Origin of the sequence: Inquilinus limosus DSM 16000 (genome assembly GCF_000423185.1) — a bacterium.
Lineage (GTDB): Bacteria > Pseudomonadota > Alphaproteobacteria > DSM-16000 > Inquilinaceae > Inquilinus > Inquilinus limosus.
Genome location: NZ_AUHM01000002.1, coordinates 141,520 through 164,255, shown reverse-complemented (window position 1 = coordinate 164,255; position 22,736 = coordinate 141,520). Strand labels below are relative to the sequence as shown.

The 22,736-nt window shown below is 70.6% G+C and carries 18 protein-coding genes; 5 read left to right on the top strand and 13 right to left on the bottom strand.

Annotated features, from left to right (window positions below):
* Positions 1 to 67 precede the first annotated feature (67 nt).
* The 8 genes from G537_RS36480 to G537_RS36470 form a co-directional block, all read right to left on the bottom strand.
* Positions 68 to 1,333, bottom strand: a complete 1,266-nt coding sequence (locus tag G537_RS36480) for a TCR/Tet family MFS transporter (protein WP_245578921.1) — start codon at positions 1,331 to 1,333, stop codon at positions 68 to 70.
* 6 nt (positions 1,334 to 1,339) lie between these two features.
* Positions 1,340 to 2,317: a glycosyltransferase family 2 protein gene (locus G537_RS36475; RefSeq protein WP_064742075.1), complete on the bottom strand. Its 978-nt coding sequence runs from the start codon at positions 2,315 to 2,317 to the stop codon at positions 1,340 to 1,342.
* 32 nt (positions 2,318 to 2,349) lie between these two features.
* Positions 2,350 to 5,451: an efflux RND transporter permease subunit gene (locus tag G537_RS0104675; protein ID WP_026869108.1), complete on the bottom strand. Its 3,102-nt coding sequence runs from the start codon at positions 5,449 to 5,451 to the stop codon at positions 2,350 to 2,352.
* A gap of 2 nt (positions 5,452 to 5,453) precedes the next feature.
* Positions 5,454 to 6,683, bottom strand: coding sequence for an efflux RND transporter periplasmic adaptor subunit (locus G537_RS0104670; RefSeq protein WP_026869107.1), 1,230 nt, complete (start codon positions 6,681 to 6,683; stop codon positions 5,454 to 5,456).
* Positions 6,684 to 6,698: 15 nt separating this feature from the next.
* Positions 6,699 to 8,009, bottom strand: a complete 1,311-nt coding sequence (locus G537_RS0104665) for a glycosyltransferase (protein WP_026869106.1) — start codon at positions 8,007 to 8,009, stop codon at positions 6,699 to 6,701.
* 54 nt (positions 8,010 to 8,063) lie between these two features.
* Entirely contained in the window at positions 8,064 to 12,407 is a 4,344-nt protein-coding gene (locus G537_RS0104660) for a non-ribosomal peptide synthetase (RefSeq protein WP_026869105.1), read from the bottom strand.
* Between the two features lie 46 nt (positions 12,408 to 12,453).
* The gene (locus G537_RS0104655) at positions 12,454 to 12,654 is read right to left on the bottom strand and encodes an MbtH family protein (protein ID WP_026869104.1); all 201 of its coding nucleotides are present in this window, start codon (positions 12,652 to 12,654) and stop codon (positions 12,454 to 12,456) included.
* A gap of 255 nt (positions 12,655 to 12,909) precedes the next feature.
* Complete coding sequence (locus G537_RS36470; protein ID WP_034850643.1) at positions 12,910 to 13,641, bottom strand: helix-turn-helix transcriptional regulator; 732 nt, start codon at positions 13,639 to 13,641, stop codon at positions 12,910 to 12,912.
* Positions 13,642 to 14,174: 533 nt separating this feature from the next.
* Here G537_RS36470 and G537_RS41895 point away from each other — a divergent pair.
* Positions 14,175 to 14,531 carry a hypothetical protein gene (locus tag G537_RS41895; RefSeq protein ID WP_026869103.1) on the top strand — a complete coding sequence of 119 codons (357 nt, stop codon included), beginning with the start codon at positions 14,175 to 14,177 and terminating at the stop codon, positions 14,529 to 14,531.
* 44 nt (positions 14,532 to 14,575) lie between these two features.
* Here the strand turns inward: G537_RS41895 and G537_RS0104640 are convergent, their stop codons facing one another.
* Positions 14,576 to 15,160 carry a DNA-3-methyladenine glycosylase gene (locus G537_RS0104640; protein WP_034850641.1) on the bottom strand — a complete coding sequence of 195 codons (585 nt, stop codon included), beginning with the start codon at positions 15,158 to 15,160 and terminating at the stop codon, positions 14,576 to 14,578.
* Positions 15,161 to 15,289: 129 nt separating this feature from the next.
* Here G537_RS0104640 and G537_RS0104635 point away from each other — a divergent pair, with 129 nt between their 5' ends.
* Positions 15,290 to 15,607 carry a chorismate mutase gene (locus G537_RS0104635; RefSeq protein ID WP_026869101.1) on the top strand — a complete coding sequence of 106 codons (318 nt, stop codon included), beginning with the start codon at positions 15,290 to 15,292 and terminating at the stop codon, positions 15,605 to 15,607.
* A 144-nt stretch (positions 15,608 to 15,751) separates the two neighbouring features.
* Here G537_RS0104635 and G537_RS0104630 read toward each other — a convergent pair whose 3' ends face one another.
* The gene (locus tag G537_RS0104630) at positions 15,752 to 16,450 is read right to left on the bottom strand and encodes an extensin-like domain-containing protein (RefSeq protein WP_026869100.1); all 699 of its coding nucleotides are present in this window, start codon (positions 16,448 to 16,450) and stop codon (positions 15,752 to 15,754) included.
* Positions 16,451 to 16,548: 98 nt separating this feature from the next.
* Between G537_RS0104630 and G537_RS0104625 the strand changes: the two genes are divergently transcribed.
* Entirely contained in the window at positions 16,549 to 17,403 is an 855-nt protein-coding gene (locus G537_RS0104625) for an SDR family NAD(P)-dependent oxidoreductase (RefSeq protein WP_034850639.1), read from the top strand.
* A 238-nt stretch (positions 17,404 to 17,641) separates the two neighbouring features.
* Here G537_RS0104625 and G537_RS0104620 read toward each other — a convergent pair whose 3' ends face one another.
* On the bottom strand, positions 17,642 to 18,127 hold the full coding sequence (locus tag G537_RS0104620) for a GNAT family N-acetyltransferase (protein WP_051247893.1): 486 nt from the start codon (positions 18,125 to 18,127) through the stop codon (positions 17,642 to 17,644).
* 225 nt (positions 18,128 to 18,352) lie between these two features.
* Positions 18,353 to 19,435: a 3-deoxy-7-phosphoheptulonate synthase gene (locus G537_RS0104615; protein WP_026869097.1), complete on the bottom strand. Its 1,083-nt coding sequence runs from the start codon at positions 19,433 to 19,435 to the stop codon at positions 18,353 to 18,355.
* 394 nt (positions 19,436 to 19,829) lie between these two features.
* Here G537_RS0104615 and G537_RS0104610 point away from each other — a divergent pair, with 394 nt between their 5' ends.
* Positions 19,830 to 20,774 carry a hypothetical protein gene (locus G537_RS0104610; RefSeq protein WP_026869096.1) on the top strand — a complete coding sequence of 315 codons (945 nt, stop codon included), beginning with the start codon at positions 19,830 to 19,832 and terminating at the stop codon, positions 20,772 to 20,774.
* A 7-nt stretch (positions 20,775 to 20,781) separates the two neighbouring features.
* Here G537_RS0104610 and G537_RS0104605 read toward each other — a convergent pair whose 3' ends face one another.
* Positions 20,782 to 21,717, bottom strand: a complete 936-nt coding sequence (locus tag G537_RS0104605; RefSeq protein ID WP_026869095.1) for a LysR family transcriptional regulator — start codon at positions 21,715 to 21,717, stop codon at positions 20,782 to 20,784.
* A 90-nt stretch (positions 21,718 to 21,807) separates the two neighbouring features.
* Between G537_RS0104605 and G537_RS0104600 the strand changes: the two genes are divergently transcribed.
* On the top strand, positions 21,808 to 22,731 hold the full coding sequence (locus G537_RS0104600) for an MBL fold metallo-hydrolase (RefSeq protein WP_026869094.1): 924 nt from the start codon (positions 21,808 to 21,810) through the stop codon (positions 22,729 to 22,731).
* Positions 22,732 to 22,736 lie beyond the last annotated feature (5 nt).

Here is a 22,736-nt window from a genome sequence, read left to right as displayed (position 1 = left end):
CCAGCACCGGCTCGGCTGCGCGATGTTGGGTTCGCTTTCGCGAACCCAACCTGCGACGGCGGGCGCGCTATTCCGCCGGCGGCCGGGCCGGCTCCGTGTCCGACCGGACGCCTTCCACCCGGGTGATCCGCCACGCCAGCACCAGGGCCAACGCCAGAAGCGCCGCCGCCAGCCCGTAGGGCAGGCCGGGCGAATCCAGGCCCGCCGTTGGTGCGATGCCGAACGCGAAGCTCTGGGTGAACAGCACCGGGCCGATCATGCCGGTGATGCCGCGCAGCCCCGCCAGCGCCCCCTGCAGCCGCCCCTGCTCGTCCGCCCCGACCCGGCGCGACATCAGCGCCTGCAGCGCCGGCCCGGTCAGGGCGCACAGCGAGAGCAACGGGATCGCCGCCAGGAACACCCAGCCGGTCCGGGCCAGGGCGAACAGGGCGAAGCCGGCAACGCCGAAGACCAGCCCCGCGGCCATCGCCCGGCGCTCGCCCAGCCGGGCCACGGCCGGGCCGATCAGGGCCGCCGACACCACCATCGACCCGGCGCCGGCCGCCGCCAGCGACAGCCCGACCGCCGCGTCGTCCCAGCCGTAACGCTGGATGGCGTAGAGCACGTAAAGGCTGGGTATGGATTCTTGTGCCAGGAACATCAGCAAGGTTGCGCCGGCGAGGCCGAGCAGCGCCGGGGACGAGCGCAGCAGCGCCATGGCGCCGAAGGGGCTGGCCCCGTTCCAGGTGAAGCGGGCGCGCCGCTCCGGCGACAGCGATTCCGGCAGGATCAGCAGGCCGTAGGCGGCATTGGCGAGGCTGAGCGCCGCCGCGGCCCAGAACGGCAGCCTGGGGTCGATGCCGGCCAGGAGCCCGCCCAGCGCCGGTCCGGCGATGAAGCCGAAGCCGAAGGCGGCGCCGAGCAGTCCGAACTTGGCGGCGCGCTGCTCCGGCGGCGTCACGTCGGCGACATAGGCGATGGCGGTCGAGGCGCTGGCGGAGGTGATGCCGGAGACCAGCCGCCCGACCAGCAGCCAGGTCAGGTTCGGTGCCAGCGCCATCAGCAGGTAGTCGAGGCCGAGGCCGAGATTGGACAGGAGGATCACCGGCCGCCGCCCGAACCGGTCGGACAGCGCGCCCAGCACCGGCGAGGCCAGAAACTGCATCGCCGCCCAGGCCAGGCCGAACAGCCCGGTGATCGACGCCGCCCGCTCCATGTCGCCGCCCTCGAACTCGACGATCAGCTTGGGCAGGACCGGCACCATCACGCCGAGCGCGAGGGTGTCGAGCAGGATGGTGACGAAGACGAAGGCGACCGCGGCGCGGCCCGGTCGGCGCGGAGGCGGGCTGGACATCTGCATCTAACCACGCCCGCTGCGGCCCAGCCTCGGCTCGAGCTGTCGTCGACCGGCCCCGTGTGCAAAGCGCGCGACCAATCGCGGACGTGTCTTCTCGATCGGCCCGAGGCGCCCGGACAGCCCGTCCACGATTCCCATCACGATGCCGGTGAGCTTGGCGAGCTTGGCCTCCTCGAGCAACGCGATGAAAAAGATCTCCCTCAAGGTGAACAGATTCACCATGAAGACGACCGGATATCGCCTCCCGTATCGCAACAGAAGCTGAACGGCGTTGCGGGCGTTGTAATAGCGCCGGCGCCAGGGATGATTCAGCGTCACCGTCTTGAACGGGCCCAGCTTGTGGCGACGCAGATCCCCGATCCGATGAGACAGCGTCAGTGCCGGGGTGACGTATAGCGGGATCTCATGGGCGTGCGCTCTGAAGCAGTATTCGGTGTCGACGTGATCGATGAAGAGCGTCTCGTCGAACGGGCCGAGCTTCGCAAACGCGGCGCGTGAGATCACGCAGCCGGAGGATATCAGGAGTGCACAACGCTGCATGCCGGCGTCTTCGCGCATGTCGATCTGCCGTACGGTGATGCCGTTGGTCTCCAGCACCGGCAGGTACGCTTGAACGATTTCGTCGAAGATCCGGGGTCCCACCATGAAGGGCTGTGAACCCAGCGTCGCGCAGATCTCGCGCATGACCGGGAAATAGGCCGCCGGCATGACCGAGTCCTGGTCGATGAGGGCAACCGCATCCGCGCCCCGCTCGAACTGGCTCGCCAATCCGCGATTGTGGGCTCCGGCGATGCCGTTCCTGTTCCCCTCATGAATCAGAGCGATGTCGTGTTCCGCGAACAATGCGGCCAGCCGGTCGTCGGGCTGCGGTGTGTTGTCCACGACGACGAGCTGGTCGCAGTGCCTGCGCAGCTCGACGACCCGCGCGATCTGGTCCGCCGTCGGGTGGAATAGGACAACCACGGCTCCAAGCGACGTCATCGGGTCTCACCGTCTTCGTATGATTTGTCGGCCTATTCCGCCGGCGGGGCGGCCGGCTCCGGCTCGTCGCGGGCGCCGACGAAGCGGCCGAAGACGCGGCCGAACAGGCGGTTCAGGTCGTCCAGCACGGTGAACACCGCCGGCACGAACACCAGGCTCAGCACGGTCGAGGTGATCAGCCCGCCGATCACCACCGAGGCCATGGGCGAGCGGAAGGCGCCGCCTTCGCCCCAGCCGATGGCCGAGGGCACCATGCCGGCGATCATCGCCACCGTGGTCATCACCACCGGCCGGGCACGCTTGCGCCCGGCCTCGATCAGCGCCTCGGTACGGCCGGCGCCGGCGGCGATCGCCTCGATCGCGAAATCGACCAAGAGAATCGCGTTCTTGGTGACGATGCCCAGCAGCATCAGGATGCCGATCACCACCGGCAGGCTGATCGGGTAGCCGGTGGCCAGCAGCGCCAGGAAGGCGCCGCCGATCGACAGCGGCAGCGACACCAGGATGGTGACCGGCTGGGCGATGTCGGCGAACAGCAGCACCAGCACCGCGAAGACCATCAGGACTCCGGCGCCCATCGCCAGGGTGAAGCCGGAGAACACCTCCTGCATGATCTCGGCGTCGCCGAAGGGCCGGATGGTGACGCCGGGCGGCAGATTGCGGACCGAGGGCAGCGCCAGCACCGCGGTCATCGCCTCGCCCAGCGGCGTCTTGCCCACCAGGTCGCCCTCGATCGAGACGCGGCGCTGGCGGTCGTAACGGTCGATTGTGGTGGCGCCCTCGCCGAAGCCGATATGGGCGACCGAGGTCAGCGGCACCTTGCCGCCGGTCGCGGTCGGCACCCGCAGGGTCTCGAAGGTGGCGAGGCGACCGCGCGCATTCTCGGCGATCTGCACCCGGATCGGGATCTGGCGGTCTCCCGAGGAGAACTTGGCGAGGTTGGCGGAGGTGTCGCCGAGCGTCGCGATCCGCACCGTCTCGGCGATCTGCGCCACCGACACGCCCAGCGCTGCGGCCTCGGCCAGGCGGGGCACGATGCGGATCTCCGGCCGGTCGATCGCGGCGGTGGAGACGACATTGGCCAGCACCGGCACGCGCTCGCGGATCTCGCGCTCGATCGCCAGCGAAGCCCGCACCAGCTCCACCGAATCATTGCCGGAGAGCAGAAGGGTGTATTCGCGCGCCCCGCTGGCGCTGAAGCTGAAGCGCAGGTCGGGCTCGGCGGCGATCTTCGGCCGCATCGCGCTCTCCCACGCCTTCTGGTCCAGGCTGCGCTCGGCCCGCGGCACCAGGGTCGCGACGATGGTCGCCTTGCGCACCTCGCCGCCGACGACGTCGAGCGGATTCACGCCGTCGCCGCCGACCACGGCATAGACGCTCTTCACCTCCGGCTGGGCGCGGAGCAGGGCCGACAGGCGGTCGGCCACCGCCTGGGTGTCCTCCAGCGTCGATCCGGGCGGCAGCTCGATCGAGAGGGAGGAGCGGGAGATGTCGTTGTTCGGCAGGAGGCCGGTCGGGAACAGGCTGGCCAGCGCGGCCGAGGCGACGAAGATGCCGAGCCCCGCCGCGATGGTGCGGCCGCGGTGCCGGATCGACCAGTCCAGCAGCCGCAGATAGACGCGCATCACCCGGCCGTCGCGTTCCTCTTCATGCGCGTGGTCGCGCATCAGATAGGCCGCCATCAGCGGCGTCACCAGCCGCGCCACCAGCAGCGAGAAGGTGACCGCGACGGCGACGGTGATGCCGAACTGCTTGAAGTACTGGCCGGCGATGCCGCCCATGAAGCTGACCGGCAGGAACACCGCGACGATGGTCATGGTGGTGGCGACCACGGCCAGGCCGATCTCGTCCGCCGCCTGGATCGCGGCGCGGTAGGGCGATTTGCCCATGCGCATGTGGCGGACGATGTTCTCGATCTCGACGATGGCGTCGTCGACCAGGATGCCGGTCGCCAGCGTGATCGCCAGCAGGCTGATCGAGTTCAGCGAGAAGCCCAGGGCCTCCATCACCGCGAAGGTCGGCAGCACCGACAGCGGGATGGCGAGGGCGGAGATGATCGTGGCCCTGATGTCGCGCAGGAACAGGAAGACGACGATGACGGCCAGGATGGCGCCCTCGATCAGCGTCTCCATGGTCATGTCGTAATCGGCGCGGGTGTAGCGCACGATGTTGTCGATCTCGGCGATCGACAGCTCCGGATGCTCCGCCGTCAGCTGCTGCAGCCGCGCCTGGGCGGCGTCGGCCACCACGACGTCGGAGAAGCCCTTGGCCCGGTACAGGCTGAAGGCGACCACGGGCTTGCCGTCGACCCGGGCGAAGCTCCGCGGCTCGGCCCCGCCGTCGGTCACAGTGGCGAGGTCCTGCAGCAGCGCCTGGCGGCCGCCGGGCAGGGCGATGCGGCGCTGCGCCAGCTCCTCGACCGTCGCCGCACCGGCCAGGGTGCGGATCGACTGCTCCTGCACGCCCACCGTGCCGCGGCCGCCGGCCAGGTCGATGTTGCTGGCGCGCAGCTGGTCGTTCACCTCCGACGCGGTGATGCCCAGCGCCGCCAGCCGGTCCGGCCTCAGCTCGACCCGGATCTCGCGGTCGACGCCGCCGATGCGCTTGACCTGGGCGATGCCGGGCACGCCCTGCATCGCCCGCACCACCGTGTCGTCGACGAACCAGGACAGCTGCTCGACGCTCATGCCCGGGACCGAGGCGGCATAGGTCAGGATCGGCAGCCCGGCGACGTCGATGCGCTGGATCACCGGCTCCTCGATGCTCTGCGGCAGGGTGGAGCGGATCTTGGACACGGCGTCGCGCACGTCGTTCACCGCCCGGTCGGTCGGCGTGTCCAGCACGAACTCGACCATGGTGACGGCGGCCCCGTCGGACAGGGCGGAGGTGACGTGCTTGACCCCGGTCAGCCCGGCGACCGCGTCCTCGACCGGCCGGGCCACCTGGGTCTCCAGCTCGCTCGGCGCGGCGCCGGCCTGGGCGATGGTGACGGTCACCACCGGCACGTCGATGTTCGGCATCTGGGTGACCGGCAGCGACCGGAAGCTGACGAAGCCGAGCACGATCAGCACCGCGAACAGGACCAGCGGCGGGATCGGCTTGCGGATCGACCAGGCCGAGATGTTCAGCGCCATGATTACCCCGCCGTCGCGGCGGCGACCGGCGGCGGCACCGGGGCGATGCGGTCGCCGGAGCGCAGGAAGCTGCCGGCGCGCAGCACCACCGCCTCGCCTTCGGCCAGGCCGCGGCGGATCTCGACCCGTCCGTCGCCGATGAAGCCGGTTTCGACCGGGCGGCGGTCGACCACGGTGTCGCGGACCGCCTGGACATAGGCGCCCTCGGTGCTGAAGAACACCGCCGACAGCGGCACGGTCAGCGCCCGCCGGCGGCCGGTCTCGATCGCGCCCTGGGCGAAGACGCCGGGCCGCAGCCCGAGCTCGTCCGGCAGGGTGATGGCGACTCGGCCGAGCCGGCTGGTGGCGTCGACGGTCGGATCGACCAGCCGCACCGTGCCGCGCACCGGCCGGTCGAAGCCGGTCAGCTGCAGCTCGACCGGCTGGCCCACCGCGACCCGCGGCATGCCGGTCTCGGTCACCTCGGCCAGGAACTCGACCTCGCCGTTGCGGATCAGCCGGAACAGGGGCGCGCTCGACATGCCGACCACGGCGCCGATCCGGGCCTGCCGCTCCGACACCACGCCCGCCACCGGCGCCTTGATCTCGGCCCGGGCGATACGCAGCGCGACATCGTCCCGCTGCGCCTGGGCCAGCGCCTTGTCGGCCATGGCCGAGCGCGCGGTCTCCTGGGCCGAGGCGATGCGGGCCTCGGCGACCTTGACCTCGGTCTGCCGCGCCAGCAGCTGCTCGGCCGAGGCGTTGCCGTTGGCGCGCAAGGTCTGCGTCCGCTCCAGCGAGGCCTGGGACTGGATCGCCGAGGCCTGGGCTTCGGCGACCGAGGCCTGGGCCTGCTGGATCGCGGCCTCGGCCTTGGCGATGCTGGCCTCGCTCTGCGCCAGCTGGGTGTCCAGCTGGGCATGGTCCAGCCGGGCCAGCACCTGGCCGGCGGCGACCCGGTCGCCGACATCGGCGTCGATCGTGACGATGCGCAGGCCGTCGACCTCGGCGCCGACCAGCACCTCCTCGCGCGCCGCCAGCGTGCCGGTCACGGCCAGGGTCTCGACCACGTCATGCATCTCCGCCCGGACGACGGTCGTGGCGGGGGCCGGGGCAGCGGGATCGTCGGCGGGCCGGTCGAGGCGGTCCGAGGCCAGGATGCGCCAGCCGCCGGCCGCCACCGAAAGGCCGACCACCGCCAGCGCCAACAGGCCGAGCCGGCGGGACCGCCAACGGGGACGAACACCACTCATCACCGGATCTCCCGCTCAGGCCAAGGCGCGGCGCTTCTGACGAGGGACCAGATCCTCCAGGATTGCGGCGATCTCGCGGCGGGCGTCGTGGCGGGCGAAATCGGCCTGCATCGCCTGGGCCCGGCGCCGGTAGCGCGGGTCGGACAGGACGGCGCGAACCGAGTCGCGGATCTGTTCCGGCCGCGGCTGGCCGGTGCCGAGATTGATGCCGGCCCCGCTCCAGGCCACGCGGGCCGCGATCTCCGGCTTCTCCTCGGTGTCCCCCGCCACCACGATCGGGACGCCGAGGCTGAGGGCATAGTTGACCGAGCCATAGCCGCCATTGGTGACGAACACGTCGACCTTGGGCAACAGCCGGTCATAGGGCACGAAGCGCTCGGCGCGGGCATTCGCCGGGATCGGCACCGGGATCGCCTCGACCGGCGGGCCGCCGGTGGTGGCGATGACCAGCGCGTCCTCGCCGGCCAGTCCGGTCAGGGTCGGGCCGATCAGCTGGCTGAAATCCTCGTTCGCCAGCGTGCCCTGGGTGGCCAGCACCACCGGCCGCCTGCCGTCCAGCTCGCTCCACCAGCCGGGCGGGTCGAAGGCCTTGGTCGGCGGCGACAGCAGGGGGCCGACGAACCGCACCGTCTCCGGCAGGTCGCTGCGCGGATACTCGAAGGATTCGCCGGTCAGCTGCAGATAGTAATCGGGCAGGATGATGAAGCTGTCGAACATGAATTCGGGCAGCGGCGGGCAGCCGATCGAGGCCAGCGTGTCGTCGAACTGCTGCTGCATGCCGGCGCAGAGGGCCTGCATGGTCCGGTGCATGGCGATGTTGCGGGCCCGACCCTCCGCGGTCGAGGAGGGCGGCATTCCGGAGCCGAAGAAGGCGGTGTCGACGCTGGTGGCGGCCAGCGCGGTGATGCCGAGCGTGACCACCGCCGGCCGGGCCTCGCGCGGGCCCAGCAGCATCGGGATGGTGCCGGCGAAGACCGTGTCGGCCACGATGGCGTCGGCCGGGAAGCCGCTCAGGATCTCCTCCAGCCCGGCCTTCTGGCCCAGCATCGCATCGCAGACGAAATGCTTCAGCCCGAACATCATCTTCTCGGGCCCGGGCTTCGTCTCGCGGTACTCCGGGAAATATTCGTCGACCCGGCGGTAGTCGAGGTCGATCTCGCTGCGGAACGGGACGAAGCGCGCCCCGGTCGCCTCCGCCTTCTCCCGGAACGGGCTGGCGGTGTGCATGACGACCTCATGGCCGAGGCCGACGAGATGATGCGCGATCCCGAGAAGCGGCGAGACGTGACCCGGCAGGGCGGTGGCGGCGACGATGAAACGGGCCATATCGGATGGGTCCTTCCGCCGGGCGGCGCTCATGCCGCCCGGCCTTGCTGCATGTCACTCGGCGGCGACGGGGGTCGGCTCCGGCGTCCAGGCTTCGGCGGCCTCGACCGATTCCACGATCTTCAGATTGCGCAGATAGCGCTCGATCAGCTCCGGCCCGATCGGCCGGATGGTGCCGCCGACCTGCTCCAGCCGCGCATGGGTGGCGTCGCAGGACAAGGTCGGCAGGGTGACCGACGTGTCGTACTCGCCGAAGATCGAGAGCACGGTGGCGAGATCGTGGTCGCGGCCGTCGAGCCGCGCCAGCTGCGCCCGCTCCAGCCAGGCCCCGACCGGCAGCAGCTCGGTCTGCAGCCCCAGCCGCGCGAAGATCGGCACCATGTCGCGCAGATGGACGGTGCCCTGGCTGACCAGGTGGTAGACGCCGCCCCAGGGCTTGTCGCTGCGCGCCAGCCGCAGCATCGCGTCGGCGATATCGTCGGCCGGGGTCATCGGCAGGTGGATGTCGGGGATGGCGCGAAGGCCGGCGGAGGCCCGCACGATCCGCCAGATCATGTCGCGGTCGTTGCAGATCGCGGAGATCCGGTCGCCGGTGATGGTGCCCAGCCGGTACACCGCCACCGGCAGGCCGCGCGCCAGGGCCTGCCGGGCCAGCGTGTCGCCGACCCATTTGCTCTGGCTGTAGCCGCCGACCAGCCCCCGCCAGCTCTCCAGCGCCGATGTCTCGGTCACCACGCCCGGGCCGCTGGCCGGGTCGATCACCGACTGGGTCGAGACGTAGTGCAGGGCCTTCGGCCGGCCGGACGCGGTCCAGCCGATCAGCGTGCGCACCGCCTCGACATTGGACGCCTTGAGGGCGGAATAGCCCTGCATGAAGTCGATCATCGCGCCGCAATGGAAGATGGCGTCGCACTCCTCGCGGACGACGGCGATGCCATGCTCGTCGAGGCCGAGATCGGGCTCGCTCATATCGCCCATCAGGATCTCGATGCGGCGGTCGTCCCACAGCTCGGACAGGCCGCGCTCCGCCAGGGTCCGGCGCAGTCGGGTGCGGGCCGCGCCCCGGCTCATCGCCCGGACCAGGCAGACGATGCGGGCGTCGGTGTCGCGCAGCAGCGTGGCGAGGATCTGGCTGCCGACGAAGCCGGTGGCGCCGGTCAGGAACGCCTGCTCGAACTCGACCGGCGGCAGCGCCGCCAGCGGCCGGATGCCGTCGTCGAGGCGGGCGTCGGCGGCGAGGTCGAGCGAGGCGGCGGCGAGGCCGTCGCCGAGGGCCTGATCGATCTTTCCTGCCAGGCCGGCGATGGTCGAGACCTCGAACACCATCGACAGCGGCAGATCGACGGCGAAGGTGGACTTCACCCGGCCGATCAGCTGCGCGACGAGCATCGAATGGCCGCCGAGCTCGAAGAAGTTGTCCTCGACGCCGACCCGCTCGAGGCCGAAGGTCTCGGCCCAGATCGCGGCCAGGGTCGCCTCGGTCGGCGTCCGCGGCGCGACGTAGCCGGCGGAGGACTGCCGCTCGGGCGCCGGCAGCGCCTTGCGGTCCAGCTTGCCGCTCGGGGTCAGCGGCAGGGCGTCCAGCGCGGTGAAGGTGGCCGGCACCATATAGTCGGGCAGGTGGCGCGCCAGCTCCTGCCGCAGCGCCGCCGGGTCCAGGACCGCGCCGGTCTCCAGCACCACATAGGCGGCCAGATACTGGTCGCCCGGCCGGTCCTCGCGGGCGATCACCGCCGCCTGGGTAACGGCGGGGGCGCGGACCAGCGCCGCCTCGATCTCGCCGAGCTCGATGCGGAAGCCGCGCAGCTTGACCTGGTGGTCGAGCCGGCCGAGGAAGTCGAGAGTGCCGTCCGGGCGCCAGCGCACCAGGTCGCCGGTGCGGTACATCCGGCTGCCGGGCGGGCCATACGGGTTGGCCACGAACCGCTCGGCCGTCAGCATCGAGCGGTTGATGTAGCCCCGGGCGAGGTTGGCCCCGGCCAGGTACAGCTCGCCATTGACCCCGACCGGGACCGGCTGCAGCCCGGGGTCGAGCACGTAGAGCTGGGTGTTCCAGATCGGCCGGCCCAGCGGCACCGGACCGGGGGCGGCGTCGCGGCGGCACTCCCAATAGGTCACGTCGACCGCCGCCTCCGTGGGTCCGTACAGGTTGTGCAGCGGCACGACCGGCAGCGTCGCGTGGAACCGGGTCTGCAGGTCCTCGGGCAGGGCCTCGCCGCTGCAGAAGACGCGCCGCAGCCCGGTGCAGCCGGCCGCCTCCGGCTCCTGCAGGAAGGCGCGCAGCATCGAGGGGACGAAATGGATGGTGGTGATCCGCTCGTCGCGGATCAGCCGGGCCAGGTAGGCCGGGTCGCGGTGCCCACCGGGCCTGGCGACCACCAGCGTCGCGCCCTGGATCAGCGGCCAGAAGAACTCCCAGACCGAGACGTCGAAGCCGGACGGCGTCTTCTGCAGCACCCGGTCATCGGCCGTCAGGCCGTATTCGGCCTGCATCCAGCGCAGCCGGTTGACGATGGCGCCGTGCGGCACGGCCACGCCCTTCGGCCGGCCGGTCGAGCCCGAGGTGTAGATCACATAGGCGGGGTGCAGCGGCTCCAGCCCGCCGGCCTCGAGGCTGGTCGGGTCGGCCGCGGCCAGCTCGGCCTCCGTCTCCGCCGCGTCGAGCACCAGGCGGTCGGCGTCGTCCGGCACCACCCAGGCGGAGTCCCGGCTGGTCACCACCGTCACCGGCCGGGCGTCGCCGAGCATGAAGGCGATCCGGTCCTGCGGATAGTCGGGGTCGATCGGCAGATAGGCGGCGCCGGTCTTGAGGATCGCGAGCAGCCCCACGACCAGCTCGACCGACCGCGGCAGCGCGACGGCGACGATCCGCTCCGGCCCGGCGCCGCGCGCGGCCAGCAGCCGGGCCAGCCGGTTGGCGCGGGCGTCGAGCTCCGCATAGCTCAGCTCGGTCTGCTCGAACACCAGCGCGGTCGCCTCCGGCGATGTCCGGGCCTGGGTGTCGAGCAGCGCGGTCAGCGTGTCCGGCGCCACCGGGTGGTCGGTCCGGTTCCAGTCCACCAGCAGCCGCTGCCGCTCCTCCGGGGCCAGGATGTCGATCCCGCCGATGGGCTGGCCCGGGTCGGCGAGGACCGCCCGCACCAGGCGCAGCAGCTGCTCGCGGTGGCCGGCCAGCTCCTCGGCCGTGTACAGCGCCGAATTGGCGTCCAGGTCGATGCACAGGCCCTTGTCGTCGCCGCGGTCGTAGATGAACACGCCGAGATTGTTGGTCGACCCGTTCGACAGGTTCTGCGGCGTCATCGGCAGGCCGCCGAAGCGCAAGGCGTAGTCGAAGGGCTCGATGTTGACCAGCATGGTGAACAGCTGCTGGTTGTTCGGCAGCAGATTCAGGTCGCGCCGCAGGTCCTCGTAGCGGTACTGCTGGTGCCGCAGGCACTGGCGGACCTCGGTGCCGACCTGGCGGATCACGTCCTGCACGCTCAGCGCCGGGTCCATCCGCAGCCGCAGCGGCACGGCGTTGGCCAGCATCGACGGGGTGCGCCGCATCCGGGCATTGGCCCGCGCAGTGACGGTGAGGCCGACGATCAGGTCCTCGGCCCCCGTCACGCGGTAGAGATAGGCGGTGGTCAGGGCGATCAGGATCTGCGGCAGGCTCGCGCCCGTGGATTGCGCCAGGGCCCGCAGGGACGCCACCATGCCGGGTTCCATGAAGGATCGGTCGCGCAGCAGGCTGCCGGCGCCCGGCCGGCGGTGGGACAGGGTGATCGGCGACGGCGTGTCGGCGAAGCGCTCCATCCAGTAGTCCCGGTCGCGCAGGAACCGGCCGGAGGCGCGATAGGCAGCCTCTTCCTCCAGGATCTCGGCGAGGCTGCCGAAGGCGGTCTCGTCCGTCGGCGCGCGGTCCTCGACCATGGCGGTGTAGAGCTCCGCCACGCGGCGGGTGCACAGCCCGCCGGACAGGCCGTCCATCAGCAGGTGGTGGACGCGGTGGTACCAGATGAAGGCATCGTCGGCGATCTTCAGGACGGCGGAGAACCACAGCTCGTCGGTCAGCGGGTTCAGCGGCCGGCTGTAATCCGCTTTCATCCAGCGGCCGGCGGCCTCCCGCGGGTCCGGCTCGGCGCTGAAGTCGACGAAGGGAATGCCCCCCTCATATTCATGCCGGATCAGCTGCCGCGGGCCGTTGCTGTCCTCGATGAAGCGGACGCGCAGCGCCTCGGCCTCCCGCGTCAGCTGGCGCAGCGCCGCCTGCATCAGGCCGGGATCGAGCGGGCCATGGATCTCGATCGCCTCGGCGAGGTTGAACTCGATCTCGGGCATGAACTTCTGCGCCAGCCACATGCCCGTCTGGGCCGTCGTCAGGGGCAGCGAAGCGCTGCCGAAATCGATGCTGTCCATGGCTCAACTCGCTCGCAGAATGAAGGGGCCCGTCCCGCGGCGGCCGTCACCGGCCGGCCAGCGATCTCGGCCGCAGATCGGTCCAATGGGTGTCGATGTGATGCTGGCAGTCGGGGCGGGCGGCGTCGCGCAGCACCGCGGTCCAGCCGGCCGGGACCGGGATGAAGGCCGGCCACAACGAATGCTGCCCGTCGTCGTTGACGAGGACGTGGAAACGGCCTTCCGGATTGTCGAAAACGCTGGTCATGTCACGCTCCCCCATGCCGGTGCGGACGGCACGGGCGGCCGAAAGGATTCGGGTCGAAATCCCGCATTCGGCCGCGGGGCCACGGCCGATGCCTTCGGTCATGATTGCGATCCGCACACCGCCTCGCTCCGCCGGGCCAGTCCAGCGCATGACGGAAATGCGTCGGACTGGCGCCACAGCTCAATGAGTTCTCATCGCGCGGAGCTTGGTTCGAATCGAAAGCTGTCGGGAGCTGTATAGGTTTACAGGTTTTGTTTAGGCGCAGATGATGATGTCATGCATCAATCCTCTGGCGATCGCCTGTGACAGTGTTGCGACACCGAATTTCTGCTTGGCGTTCTCTGTGTGGAATACCACCGTGCGGCGGCTGATCCGCATGATCTCGGCGATATCGGACGCGCTCTTGCCCTTGGCCGCCCATTGCAGGCAATCGATCTCCCGCGGCGTCAGCGCCGGCCGCGTCTCGGGCTCGGGCCGCTCCTCCTGGCGCAACCGGGCATGCAGATGCAGCGCGACCAGGTGCAGCGCGTGCTGGTGCCGGTCGACGCAGCTCTGGAAGTCCGGCTCGGCGCCGAGCTCGGCCAGGGTCAGGCTGGATGCCCGGCCCTGCCGGTCGTGGATCGGGATGGTCACGCCGCGCCGGAAGCCGGCCTCCGCCGCCTCGTCCAGGAACGACTTCAGCCGTCGCGTGACCGGCTGCCGCGACGATTTCAGCGAGTCGAGCGTCCAGCTGAAGGGCAGCATGGTGCCGACCGCGCGTGCGATCACCGGATCGATCCGGTCATAGCGGTTCTCGCGGTAGCGCTCGACCCAGTCCGCGGGGTAGGTCGTCAGCATCAGCGGCATGTCGTCCTCCCCCGACGGGAAGCTGACATAGGCAAAGTGTCTCAGCCCATACCCCCGGATCGTCTGCTCCAACAGCCCCCGCACCGCCTGCCGGCCGCTGCCGGGCAGCCGTAAGATGAAATTTTGAAAAATTTGATCCATTTGCCCCTCATCCGCATCGTGCTCTACCTGGGGATTCCCCCTTTCTTGAAAATTTTATTGGTTATTTCCAAGTTTTGTGGCGTCACATTACAGTCATGCCGACTGGGCCTATGTTATTTCTATTTTGCCGATGCCGCAAAGAAGATTCGCATAAGGCCGTATGGAGCGCCGGCTGCGGCAACCGCCGCGGTCACCCTCGGCCTGCACTCCAACCCGTAAGCCGTCGCTATCGCCATTCGCCTTCGCAGCATGAAGCTGCGATCTGTGGGCGGATGTCTCGATTCTCGAGTTTGATCGGCAGTCAATCTGCATAACATATCAGGTATACTTGCCTGATCCGAGTGATACGAATGACTTTTGTCGGTCGGTTTCTGCGAATCGGCGGGCCCGCTGCCCAGGAAAGTGCGGCTTTGTCGGACGGATCGTTTCTGCGTTCGAAGAAGAATGTCTCCTGATCCGGGCTTGTTTGGTCAAGCCGGGATCCCGGCGGCGGCAATCAGATGCAGGTCCCTTGCTTCACACAGGAGAAGTTCATGAGCGGCATCCTTGATCTGACCGGCCTTCTCGGCGGCGTGCTCAGCGGCGTCGGCGACGTGGTGGGCGACGCGGTCGCCGGCGTCGGCAGCACCGTCGGCACGGCGGTGGGAGAGACCGGCGAGATCGTCGGCGGCGTGGTGAGCGAGGTCGGCGCGGTCGTCGGCGACGCGCTGGGCGATGTGGTCGGCGGCGCCACCTCGGCCGTCGGCTCGGTGCTCGAGGGCACCCAGTCGGCCGTCGGCGACGTCGTCGACGGCGTGGGCAGCGCGGTCGGCAGCGTCGCGGACGGTGTCGGCGACGCGCTGGGCAGCGTGCTCGGCGGCCTGTTCGGCCATATCGACTTCAACCTTTGAGTCGCCAGGCCGGGGCAGGGCGATCCTGCTCCGGCCTCTCGGCCTCAGCGAATTGGGCGGCTCAGGAAGGGCGATCCGGCCAGGCCGAAGCGCCATGGCGTGTCGGTCCCGCGGGTGATGCCGATGCGCGGCCCGGCCAGAACGGGCGGCATCGCCTCTGCTCGTGGCAGCAGGCGGAACGGCGGTTCGTCCAGCGCCAGCCCGTCCATCGTCCCGGTGACGCCCAGCGCCTGGGCCAGACGCCCGGGGCCGGCGCAGAGGCGCCGCAGCTCGTCCAGCCCGCGCCGCGCCCGCATCGTCTCGATCCCGGCCGTCGGCGCCAGCGCGCGGACCAGTACGGCGCTGCCCGGCCGGGCGGCGTCGCACACCAGGTTCAGGCACCAGTGCAGGCCGTAGGAGCGGTAGACATAGGCGTGGCCGACCGGCCCGAACATCGCGGCGTTGCGCGCATTCGGCCCGGCGAAGCTGTGCGACGCCGGGTCCTCGCGGTCATAGGCCTCGGTCTCCACGATGATGCCGCCGACGCCGTCGACCAGCAGCACGGCGCCGATCAGGGCCCGGGCGACGGTCGGGGCATCCGCGGCGAAGGCGCTGCGGTCGAGCGGAACAGGGGCGGAGGCGTCGGGCATCAGGCCTCTCTCTTCGACCGCGCCGCCGGGCGCAAGCGGAATCCGCCGGTTCGCCGCTTGTCGGCCTGACGGCTTGGCGCGGACCGGACCGGTGCCGTATGGTCGGACCTTTCCGACCCAGGTGACCCGATGGACCAGCACGCCGACCCGAAGCCCGCCGTCCCGCCCGAGCTGGCGGAGCTGCGCAGCAGCATCGACAACATCGACGCGGCCCTCGTCCATCTCCTGGCCGAGCGCTTCAAATGCACCCAGAAGGTCGGGCGGCTGAAGGCGACGGTCGGCCTGCCGCCGGCGGATCCTGCGCGCGAGGCGGCGCAGATCGCGCGGCTGCGCCGGCTGGCCGAGGAATCGCATCTCGATCCGGACTTCGCCGAGAAGTTCCTGGCCTTCATCGTCGCCGAGGTGATCCGCCACCACGAGGCGATCCGCGATGGATCGAGGGGCTGAAACCTGCGCACCGACGTGCCGATTGAGAATGCGCTGGCGTGAGTCGGCTGGCGGCGGTTTCGAGAACCGGAGCGCAGCGGACGTGAAGTCCGTGAGCACCGGAAGCGGAGAAACCGCCGTCAGACGGCCGCGCCAGTAGCATTATCAACGGCACGTCCCGAACCATCCCACATCGAGATGCAAGTGATCCCGGTGGGCGGCGTTGTAGTCGGGTGACAGCACCACGTCGAAGATGCGGCAGGCGCGGTCGCGCAGGCGGCGCAGGAAGCGCGCCTCGGGCCCATCGCCGGCCCAGCCCCGCGCCACCGTGATCCGCCGCCCGTCGGCCAGGCGGACAGCAGCCAGGTCGATGGCGTCGGCGGTGGCGTGGCGGCTGCGCCGGCCTTCGGCCCGGTGGTTGACGTTGCGGCAGGCATAGGTGCCGAGATGCTCGACCGCCGCGACCCGCTGGCCAAACGCCTCCTCCGCCGCCGGCTGCAGCGCGTGCCGCTCGAACAGGGCGAAGGCGACGGCGAGGCGGCAGGAGGCGATGAAGCCGCGGTCGAAGGCGACGCCGGAGCGGGAGACGGCGACCGCGTCCTCGATCGCGCAGCCGGGCGCCTCCTCGCGGTCGGGCACCGGGCGGATGCTCATGCCGGCGGTCGCCAGCACCGCCCGGCACAGAGCCGGGTCGGCCTTGATCCGGGCCAGCTTCAGGCCGGTCAGCAGGTTCGGCGGGGCGCGCAGGTCCAGCGGCGCCCAGGGGTTCCAGCGGTCCGGCACGGCGATGTCCCCGCGCCACAGCAGCACGCCGGCCAGAAGGGCCAGCATCAAGACGGACAGGAAAAGGATCCGGCGGCGCATCTGCGATCATATCGGGCCGCGCCGGCTTGCCGGCCAGCCCCGTCCGGCCCAGATGAGTGAGGGCCGCCCCATCTCCGGCCATCTCCAAGGAGTCCTCCATGCCCACCCATCCCGCGATCCGGGCCGGCCGCGTCGCCGTCGTCACCGGCGCCGCCGGCGGCATCGGCCTCGCCGCCGCCACGCGCTTCGCCTCGATCGGGCTCCGGGTCGTGCTCGCCGACCTGCCCGGCGACGCGCTCGACCTCGCCGCCGATAAGGTGGCGCAGCACGTCGGCAGGTCGAGCGACATCCTGGCCGTGCCGACCGACGTCTCCCGGCCGGAGGAGGTGGAGCGGCTGCGCGACGAGGCCTATGGCCGCTTCGGCGAGGTCTCGGTGCTGATGAACAACGCGGGCATCGGCGGCGGTGGCGGCCCGTGGGAGGCCTATGACCGCTGGCGCCGCCTGCTCGACGTCAATCTCTATGGCGTGATCCACGGCGTCCACATCTTCACCCCGGCGATGATCGCCCAGGGCGGCGACGGGGTGATCGTCAACACCGGCTCGAAGCAGGGCATCACCACCCCGCCGGGCGATACCGCCTACAACGTCTCCAAGGCCGGGGTGAAGGTGCTGACCGAAGGGCTGGCGCACGCGCTGCGCGAGACCGAGGGCTGCCGCATCACCGCCCATCTCCTGATCCCGGGCTACACCTTCACCGGCATCACCGCCCGCGGCGCCGCCGAGAAGCCGGCCGCGGCCTGGACCGCGGAGCAGGTGGTGGAGTTCATGCTCGACGGCCTCGGCCGCGGCGACTTCTACATCCTGTGCCCCGACAACGAGGTGACCCGGGCGGTCGACGAGAAGCGCATCCGCTGGGCGGCGGAGGACATCATCCGGAACCGGCCGGCCCTGTCGCGCTGGCACCCCGACCACAAGGACGATTTCGCCGCATATATGGCGCGGCCGGACTGACCATCCCGGGCCGAGGCCAGGGAGGAACGGCGGACAGGTCGCGGCGATTAACCAAACGGATTTTCTGAGGATTTTCGGAATGTTTGATGCATCTATAGATTGAGCGCAAGAATCGATCTTGCGCTCTTTAGTAGTTGTGAATAAGACTCAAGTCCCATCCTGGACTCATTTCAGGCATTTCATCGTCCTCTCATTTTCATTTTCATCACGGGTTCAGGCTGGGGCTGTCCTCCCCGGTTCAGCCCGAGAGTCCGGGCCGGTCCAGCCGGACGGGCTTGCTCATATGCACGGTGGTGCCCTCCATGAACGGCTCCTCGCGGTCCACCGCGAAGCCGGCGCGGGCATAGAGGTCGACATTCCCGGCGAAGCGCGGATTGGTGTAGAGCCGCAGCAGCGGCCGCCCCAGCTCCGCCGCCAGCGCCTCGGCATGGGCCAGGAGGCGGCGGCCGTGGCCGCGGCGCTGGGCCTGCGGCGCGACCGCCAGGTTCTTGATCAGCAGATGGTCGCCGCGGTCGACGATCTCGATCAGCGCGGTCAGGTCGTCGCCCTCGAACAGCAGGTCGATGCGGTGCTCGCGCACGGCCAGGTCGTAATCGGCCGTCATCGGCCTCGGCTCGCGGCCGATCACCGGCACCCATTTGGCGTAGGCGGCGCGGGTCAGCGCCCGGACGGCGGCGGCGTCGTCCGCGGTGGCGCGGCGGATCCGGAATTCGGGCTGGCTCATGGTCTCGTGTTCCTTCGGGGGTGCTGGACGGCCGGCAAGAAAAAACCCGCCGGTCGGAGACGGCGGGTTGCGGTGGGTCGGGATCCGGTCGGGATCAGCCGGAACTGGTCCCGGCGGTTCCCCCGCTTCTCCCGGCGCGTCGCAGCACCGCCGTCGCCGAAGGGCGACGTCGTCTGGTGCTGGTGGTAGCTCGGAAGAAGCGGGTCATGCGGGGATGATCCGGCCTCAGGCGGTCGCCGTCAACGTCCGAGGTGCTGCAGCCCGCCGCGCCGCCACCGCGGCGGCCAGCCGCTCCAGCACCGCGACCGACTCGTCCCAGCCGATGCAGCCGTCGGTGATGCTCTGGCCGTAGACCAGAGGCTTGCCGGGGACCAGGTCCTGCCGCCCGGCGACGAGGTGGCTCTCGACCATCACGCCGATGATGCGGCCGTCGCCGGCCGCGACCTGGCCGGCCACGTCCTCGATCACCTTCGGCTGGTTCTCCGGCTTCTTGCTGCTGTTGGCGTGGCTGGCGTCGATCATCACCGCCGGCCGCAGCCCGGCCCGGGCCAGCTCGGCGCAGGCGGCGTCGACGCTGGCGGCGTCGTAGTTCGGCGCCTTGCCGCCGCGCAGGATGATGTGCGCGTCCTCGTTTCCGGCGGTCGAGGCGATGGCCGACCGGCCGCTCTTCGTCACCGCCATGAAATGATGCGGCTGCGAGGCCGAGGACACGGCGTCGACCGCGATCTTGACGTTGCCGTCGGTGCCGTTCTTGAAGCCGACCGGGCAGGAAAGGCCGGACGCCATCTCGCGGTGGATCTGGCTCTCCGTGGTGCGGGCGCCGATCGCGCCCCAGCCGACCAGGTCGGCGATGTATTGCGGCGTGGTCATGTCCAGGAACTCGCAGGCCGCCGGCAGCCCCAGCCGGTTGACCTCCAGCAGCAGGCCGCGCGCCAGCCGCAGCCCCTTGTCGATCTGGAAGCTGCCGTCCAGGTCCGGGTCGTTGATCAGCCCCTTCCAGCCCACCGTGGTGCGCGGCTTCTCGAAATAGACCCGCATGACGATCTCGAGCTCGCCGCCCAGGCGCTGGCGCAGCGGCAGCAGCCGGCGGGCATAGTCCAGCGCCGCCTCGGGGGCATGGATCGAGCAGGGGCCGATCACCACCGCCAGGCGGTCGTCGCCGCCGTGCAGGATGGCGTGCAGGGCGTGGCGGGCTTCGGTGACGGTGCGGGTGGCCACGGCGTCGCGCGGGAACTCCTGCATCACCTCGGCGGGGATGCTCAGCTCCTTGATCTCGCGGATGCGCAGGTCGTCGGTGGTCTTCAACACGGCTTGGGCTCCTGGGTTCACCCCGCCGGCGGCAACAAAAAAGCCGCCAGGAGGTCTGGCGGCTCTCGGGTCGTCTCGTCGATCGATCTTCAGATCACGCGCACCCTCGCTCCGCCGCTGGCAGCGGGTAGCTAAAGTACCAAAAATAGGGGACGCGGACGAAGGTCATGTCCTGCATATAAGCCGGGATCGCGGCTTTGTCACGGCCGTTCTTTCGGGAAGCGTCGCGGGCGGCCGTGGCGGCTTTCGGGAAGTTGCCCGGCCGTGCCGCTTCGGAACCGCGGCGCCGCCCGAGGGTTTTTCCGGCACGCCGCTCGGAAGGGCTTGAGCCCGGCCGTCCGGCGCGTCAGAACGGCAGTCCCCGCCGTCGCGACCTGGAAGCGGAGCCCCGTCGATGAAACCCGTCCGAGTCCTTCTTCCCGTCCTTGCCGCCGCCCTGCTGTCGACCACGGCCCTGGCCCCGACTGCCATGGCACAGACGACCCAGCGCTATGCCCCGTGGCAGCCGCCGCAGCAGGACCAGACCAGGGCGCTGCTCGACGACCTGTCGCGGATGGTCAATCAGGCCGAACGCGACCGCGCGGCCAGCCCGGACTTCATCGCCGATCTGAAGGGGCTGATGCAGCGCTATTCGGCCTCCGCCTCCACGGCCGCCCCCGCGGCCCCGTCGCCGGCCGAGCCGCCGGCGCAGCCGCCCGTCCCCGCCCAGCCGCCGGCCGCCGCCCCGGCCCCGGCTCCGGCTCCGGGCCAGCCGCCGGCGCAGCCGGCCTCCGCCTCGCTCGCCGGCACCCGGGTGTTCAGCGACGATTTCAGCGACGGCAACTACACCGCGAACCCGGCCTGGACCTCGCTGCAGGGCAGCTGGACCGTCGACAGCCGCGGCCTCCACAGCGACACCAAGGCCGCCGCGGGGCAGCAGGGCGGGGTCGCGGCGATCGCGCTGCAGCAGGGGCTGAAGAACAGCTTCGGCCTCGAATTCGATCTCACCGACGTCGCCAATCAGGGGCAGTTCGAGATCCGGGTGTATCAGGGCGCGTCGAAGGATTCCGGCTACCGGCTGGTCTACCTGCCGTCCAACAGCCCGGTCTTCGCCCTGTACCGCGCCGGGCGGTCGGGCATCACCCAGGTGGCGCAGACCACCAACACCGCGCCGCTGCGCCGCGGCGACCGCACCCGCATCACCTGGACCCGCGACGCCGCCGGCCGGATGGTGGTGGCGCTCGACGGCAAGACCGTCATCGAGGCCAGCGACAACGGCTTCCGCGACGGCTGGAACGGCGTGATGCTGGTCAATTTCGGCGGCGACTTCGCCGTGCGCTCGGCCCAGGGCGTGAACTGACCGGCGGTTAGTTCGACTGCCGCTGCAGGATCGGCGCGACGCGGTCGCGCAGCCAGGCGGCGGCGGGGTCGCGGTCGGTCTGGGCCGACCACACCATCGCCACCGCCGGCAGCCGCAGCTCCAGCGGCAGGGGCAGCGGGCTCAGCGTCAGGCCGAACAGCGGGCCGTAGCGCCGGGCCATGCGCGCCGGCAGGGTGGCCAGCACCGGCGCCTCGGCCGCGGTCGACAGCACGGTCATGAACTCGGCCGAGGCCATCACCACGTTCAGGCTGGCGCCGGCCCGGTTCAGCGCCTCGTCCAGGCAGCCCTGCAGCAGGGTGTTCAGCGTCACCAGGGCATGGCCGGTCGAGAGATAGGTGTCGAGGTCGACCGGGGGGTCGAGCGGCAGCAGTTCGCGGTTGAAGCAGCAGGCCAGCGCCTGCTCGAACAGGGGCAGGCCGCGGTGCCGGCTGGCGCCGTGGTCGAAGCAGCCCACCGCCAGATCGATCTCGCCTTCGTCCAGCAGCCTGTGCACCTCTTCCCTGAACACCGGGCGGCCGATCAGCCGAACGCCGGGGGCGCTGCGCCGCAGCTCCGCCGTCAGGTCCGGCATCAGCAGCAGCTCCAGCTCGCTGGAGAAGCCCAGGCGGAAGATCCGCTCCTGCGTCTCGGGGTCGAAGCTGTCCTCGGCGCGCAGCACCTCCTGCATCTGCAGCAGCGCCTGGCGGATGCGCGGCGCCAGGGCGCGGGCCTTGGCGGTCGGCTGCATCACCTGGCCGACGCGCACGAACAGCTCGTCCTGCAGCAGCACCCGCAGCGTCGACAGGCTGTGGCTCATCGCCGGCTGCTGCACCTTCAGCCGGGCTGCGGCGCGGGTCACCGTCCGCTCCTCCATCAGCGCGTCGAAGGCGACCAGCAGATTCAGGTCGAAGGAACGAAGATCGAAATGATCGATGGAGCCCATGAGGCGGATCGATTTGATTGCTGACCTTGCGGACCTTAGCTCTGGGGCCGGCGCCGTCAAGCGGTGCGTCCCACAGCGGAGAAGGCTCGCATGGCTTCCCCCAGCTTTCGCATCGGCGACGTCACGGTCACGCGGATCGACGAGATCCCGCTGACCCACGGCTCGCCGACCGATCTCTACCCCGATGTCGATCCGGAGGCCGCCGACCGGCACCGCGGCCGGGTGTCACCCGGCTCGCTGGATCCTGAGACCGGGGCGATCAGCCTCAGCATCCACAGCTGGCTGGTGCGCACGCCGCATCACACCATTCTGGTCGACACCGCGACCGGCAACGGCAAGGAGCGGCCGACGGTGCCGCTGATGCACCGGCTCGATGTCCCCTACCTGCAGCGCCTGGCAGCGGCCGGGGTGCGGCCGGAGGATGTGGACCATGTCCTGATCACCCATCTCCACGCCGACCATGTCGGCTGGAACACCCGTCTGGCCGACGGCCGCTGGGTGCCGACCTTCCCGAAGGCCCGTCATCTCTTCTCGCGGGTCGAGCAGCGCTACGGCGAAAGCCTGACGAACCCGTCGGGGTCTGGCTTCCGCCCCGACCCGGCGCTGGGCGCGCCGCGCCACCCGCCGCTCGACGGCGTCTACCAGGACAGCGTCCGCCCGATCCTCGAGGCCGGTCTGGCGGAACTGGTCGATGTCGACGGCGGCGAGGTGCTGGACGGCATCTCGTTCCACCCGGCCCCGGGCCACAGCATCGACCATGCCGTCATCCGCCTGCGCTCGCGCGGCGAGGAGGCGCTGTTCGCCGGCGACGTCATGCACCACCCGCTGCAGGTCTGCGAGCCCGGCTGGAACTCCCGCTACTGCGAGTTCCCGGAACCGGCCCGCGCCTCCCGCCGCTGGCTGCTGGAGCAGGCGGCAGAGAGCGGCGCCCTCGTCCTCACCGGCCATTTCGCCGAGAGCTCCGCCGGCCGCGTCACCCGCCGCGGCGAGCGCTTCGACTGGACCTTCGCCTGATCCCG

Coding starts and splice junctions, on each gene's coding strand:
- G537_RS0104610 (WP_026869096.1), top strand. CDS start 19,830: ATGAAACCCGTCCGAGTCCTTCTTCCCGTCCTTGCCGCCGCCCTGCTG.
- G537_RS0104660 (WP_026869105.1), bottom strand. CDS start 12,407: ATGGACAGCATCGATTTCGGCAGCGCTTCGCTGCCCCTGACGACGGCC.
- G537_RS0104665 (WP_026869106.1), bottom strand. CDS start 8,009: ATGGCCCGTTTCATCGTCGCCGCCACCGCCCTGCCGGGTCACGTCTCG.
- G537_RS41895 (WP_026869103.1), top strand. CDS start 14,175: ATGAGCGGCATCCTTGATCTGACCGGCCTTCTCGGCGGCGTGCTCAGC.
- G537_RS0104630 (WP_026869100.1), bottom strand. CDS start 16,450: ATGCGCCGCCGGATCCTTTTCCTGTCCGTCTTGATGCTGGCCCTTCTG.
- G537_RS36475 (WP_064742075.1), bottom strand. CDS start 2,317: ATGACGTCGCTTGGAGCCGTGGTTGTCCTATTCCACCCGACGGCGGAC.
- G537_RS0104675 (WP_026869108.1), bottom strand. CDS start 5,451: ATGGCGCTGAACATCTCGGCCTGGTCGATCCGCAAGCCGATCCCGCCG.
- G537_RS0104670 (WP_026869107.1), bottom strand. CDS start 6,683: ATGAGTGGTGTTCGTCCCCGTTGGCGGTCCCGCCGGCTCGGCCTGTTG.
- G537_RS0104655 (WP_026869104.1), bottom strand. CDS start 12,654: ATGACCAGCGTTTTCGACAATCCGGAAGGCCGTTTCCACGTCCTCGTC.
- G537_RS0104640 (WP_034850641.1), bottom strand. CDS start 15,160: ATGCCCGACGCCTCCGCCCCTGTTCCGCTCGACCGCAGCGCCTTCGCC.
- G537_RS36480 (WP_245578921.1), bottom strand. CDS start 1,333: ATGTCCAGCCCGCCTCCGCGCCGACCGGGCCGCGCCGCGGTCGCCTTC.
- G537_RS0104620 (WP_051247893.1), bottom strand. CDS start 18,127: ATGAGCCAGCCCGAATTCCGGATCCGCCGCGCCACCGCGGACGACGCC.
- G537_RS0104625 (WP_034850639.1), top strand. CDS start 16,549: ATGCCCACCCATCCCGCGATCCGGGCCGGCCGCGTCGCCGTCGTCACC.
- G537_RS0104635 (WP_026869101.1), top strand. CDS start 15,290: ATGGACCAGCACGCCGACCCGAAGCCCGCCGTCCCGCCCGAGCTGGCG.
- G537_RS0104605 (WP_026869095.1), bottom strand. CDS start 21,717: ATGGGCTCCATCGATCATTTCGATCTTCGTTCCTTCGACCTGAATCTG.
- G537_RS0104600 (WP_026869094.1), top strand. CDS start 21,808: ATGGCTTCCCCCAGCTTTCGCATCGGCGACGTCACGGTCACGCGGATC.
- G537_RS36470 (WP_034850643.1), bottom strand. CDS start 13,641: ATGGATCAAATTTTTCAAAATTTCATCTTACGGCTGCCCGGCAGCGGC.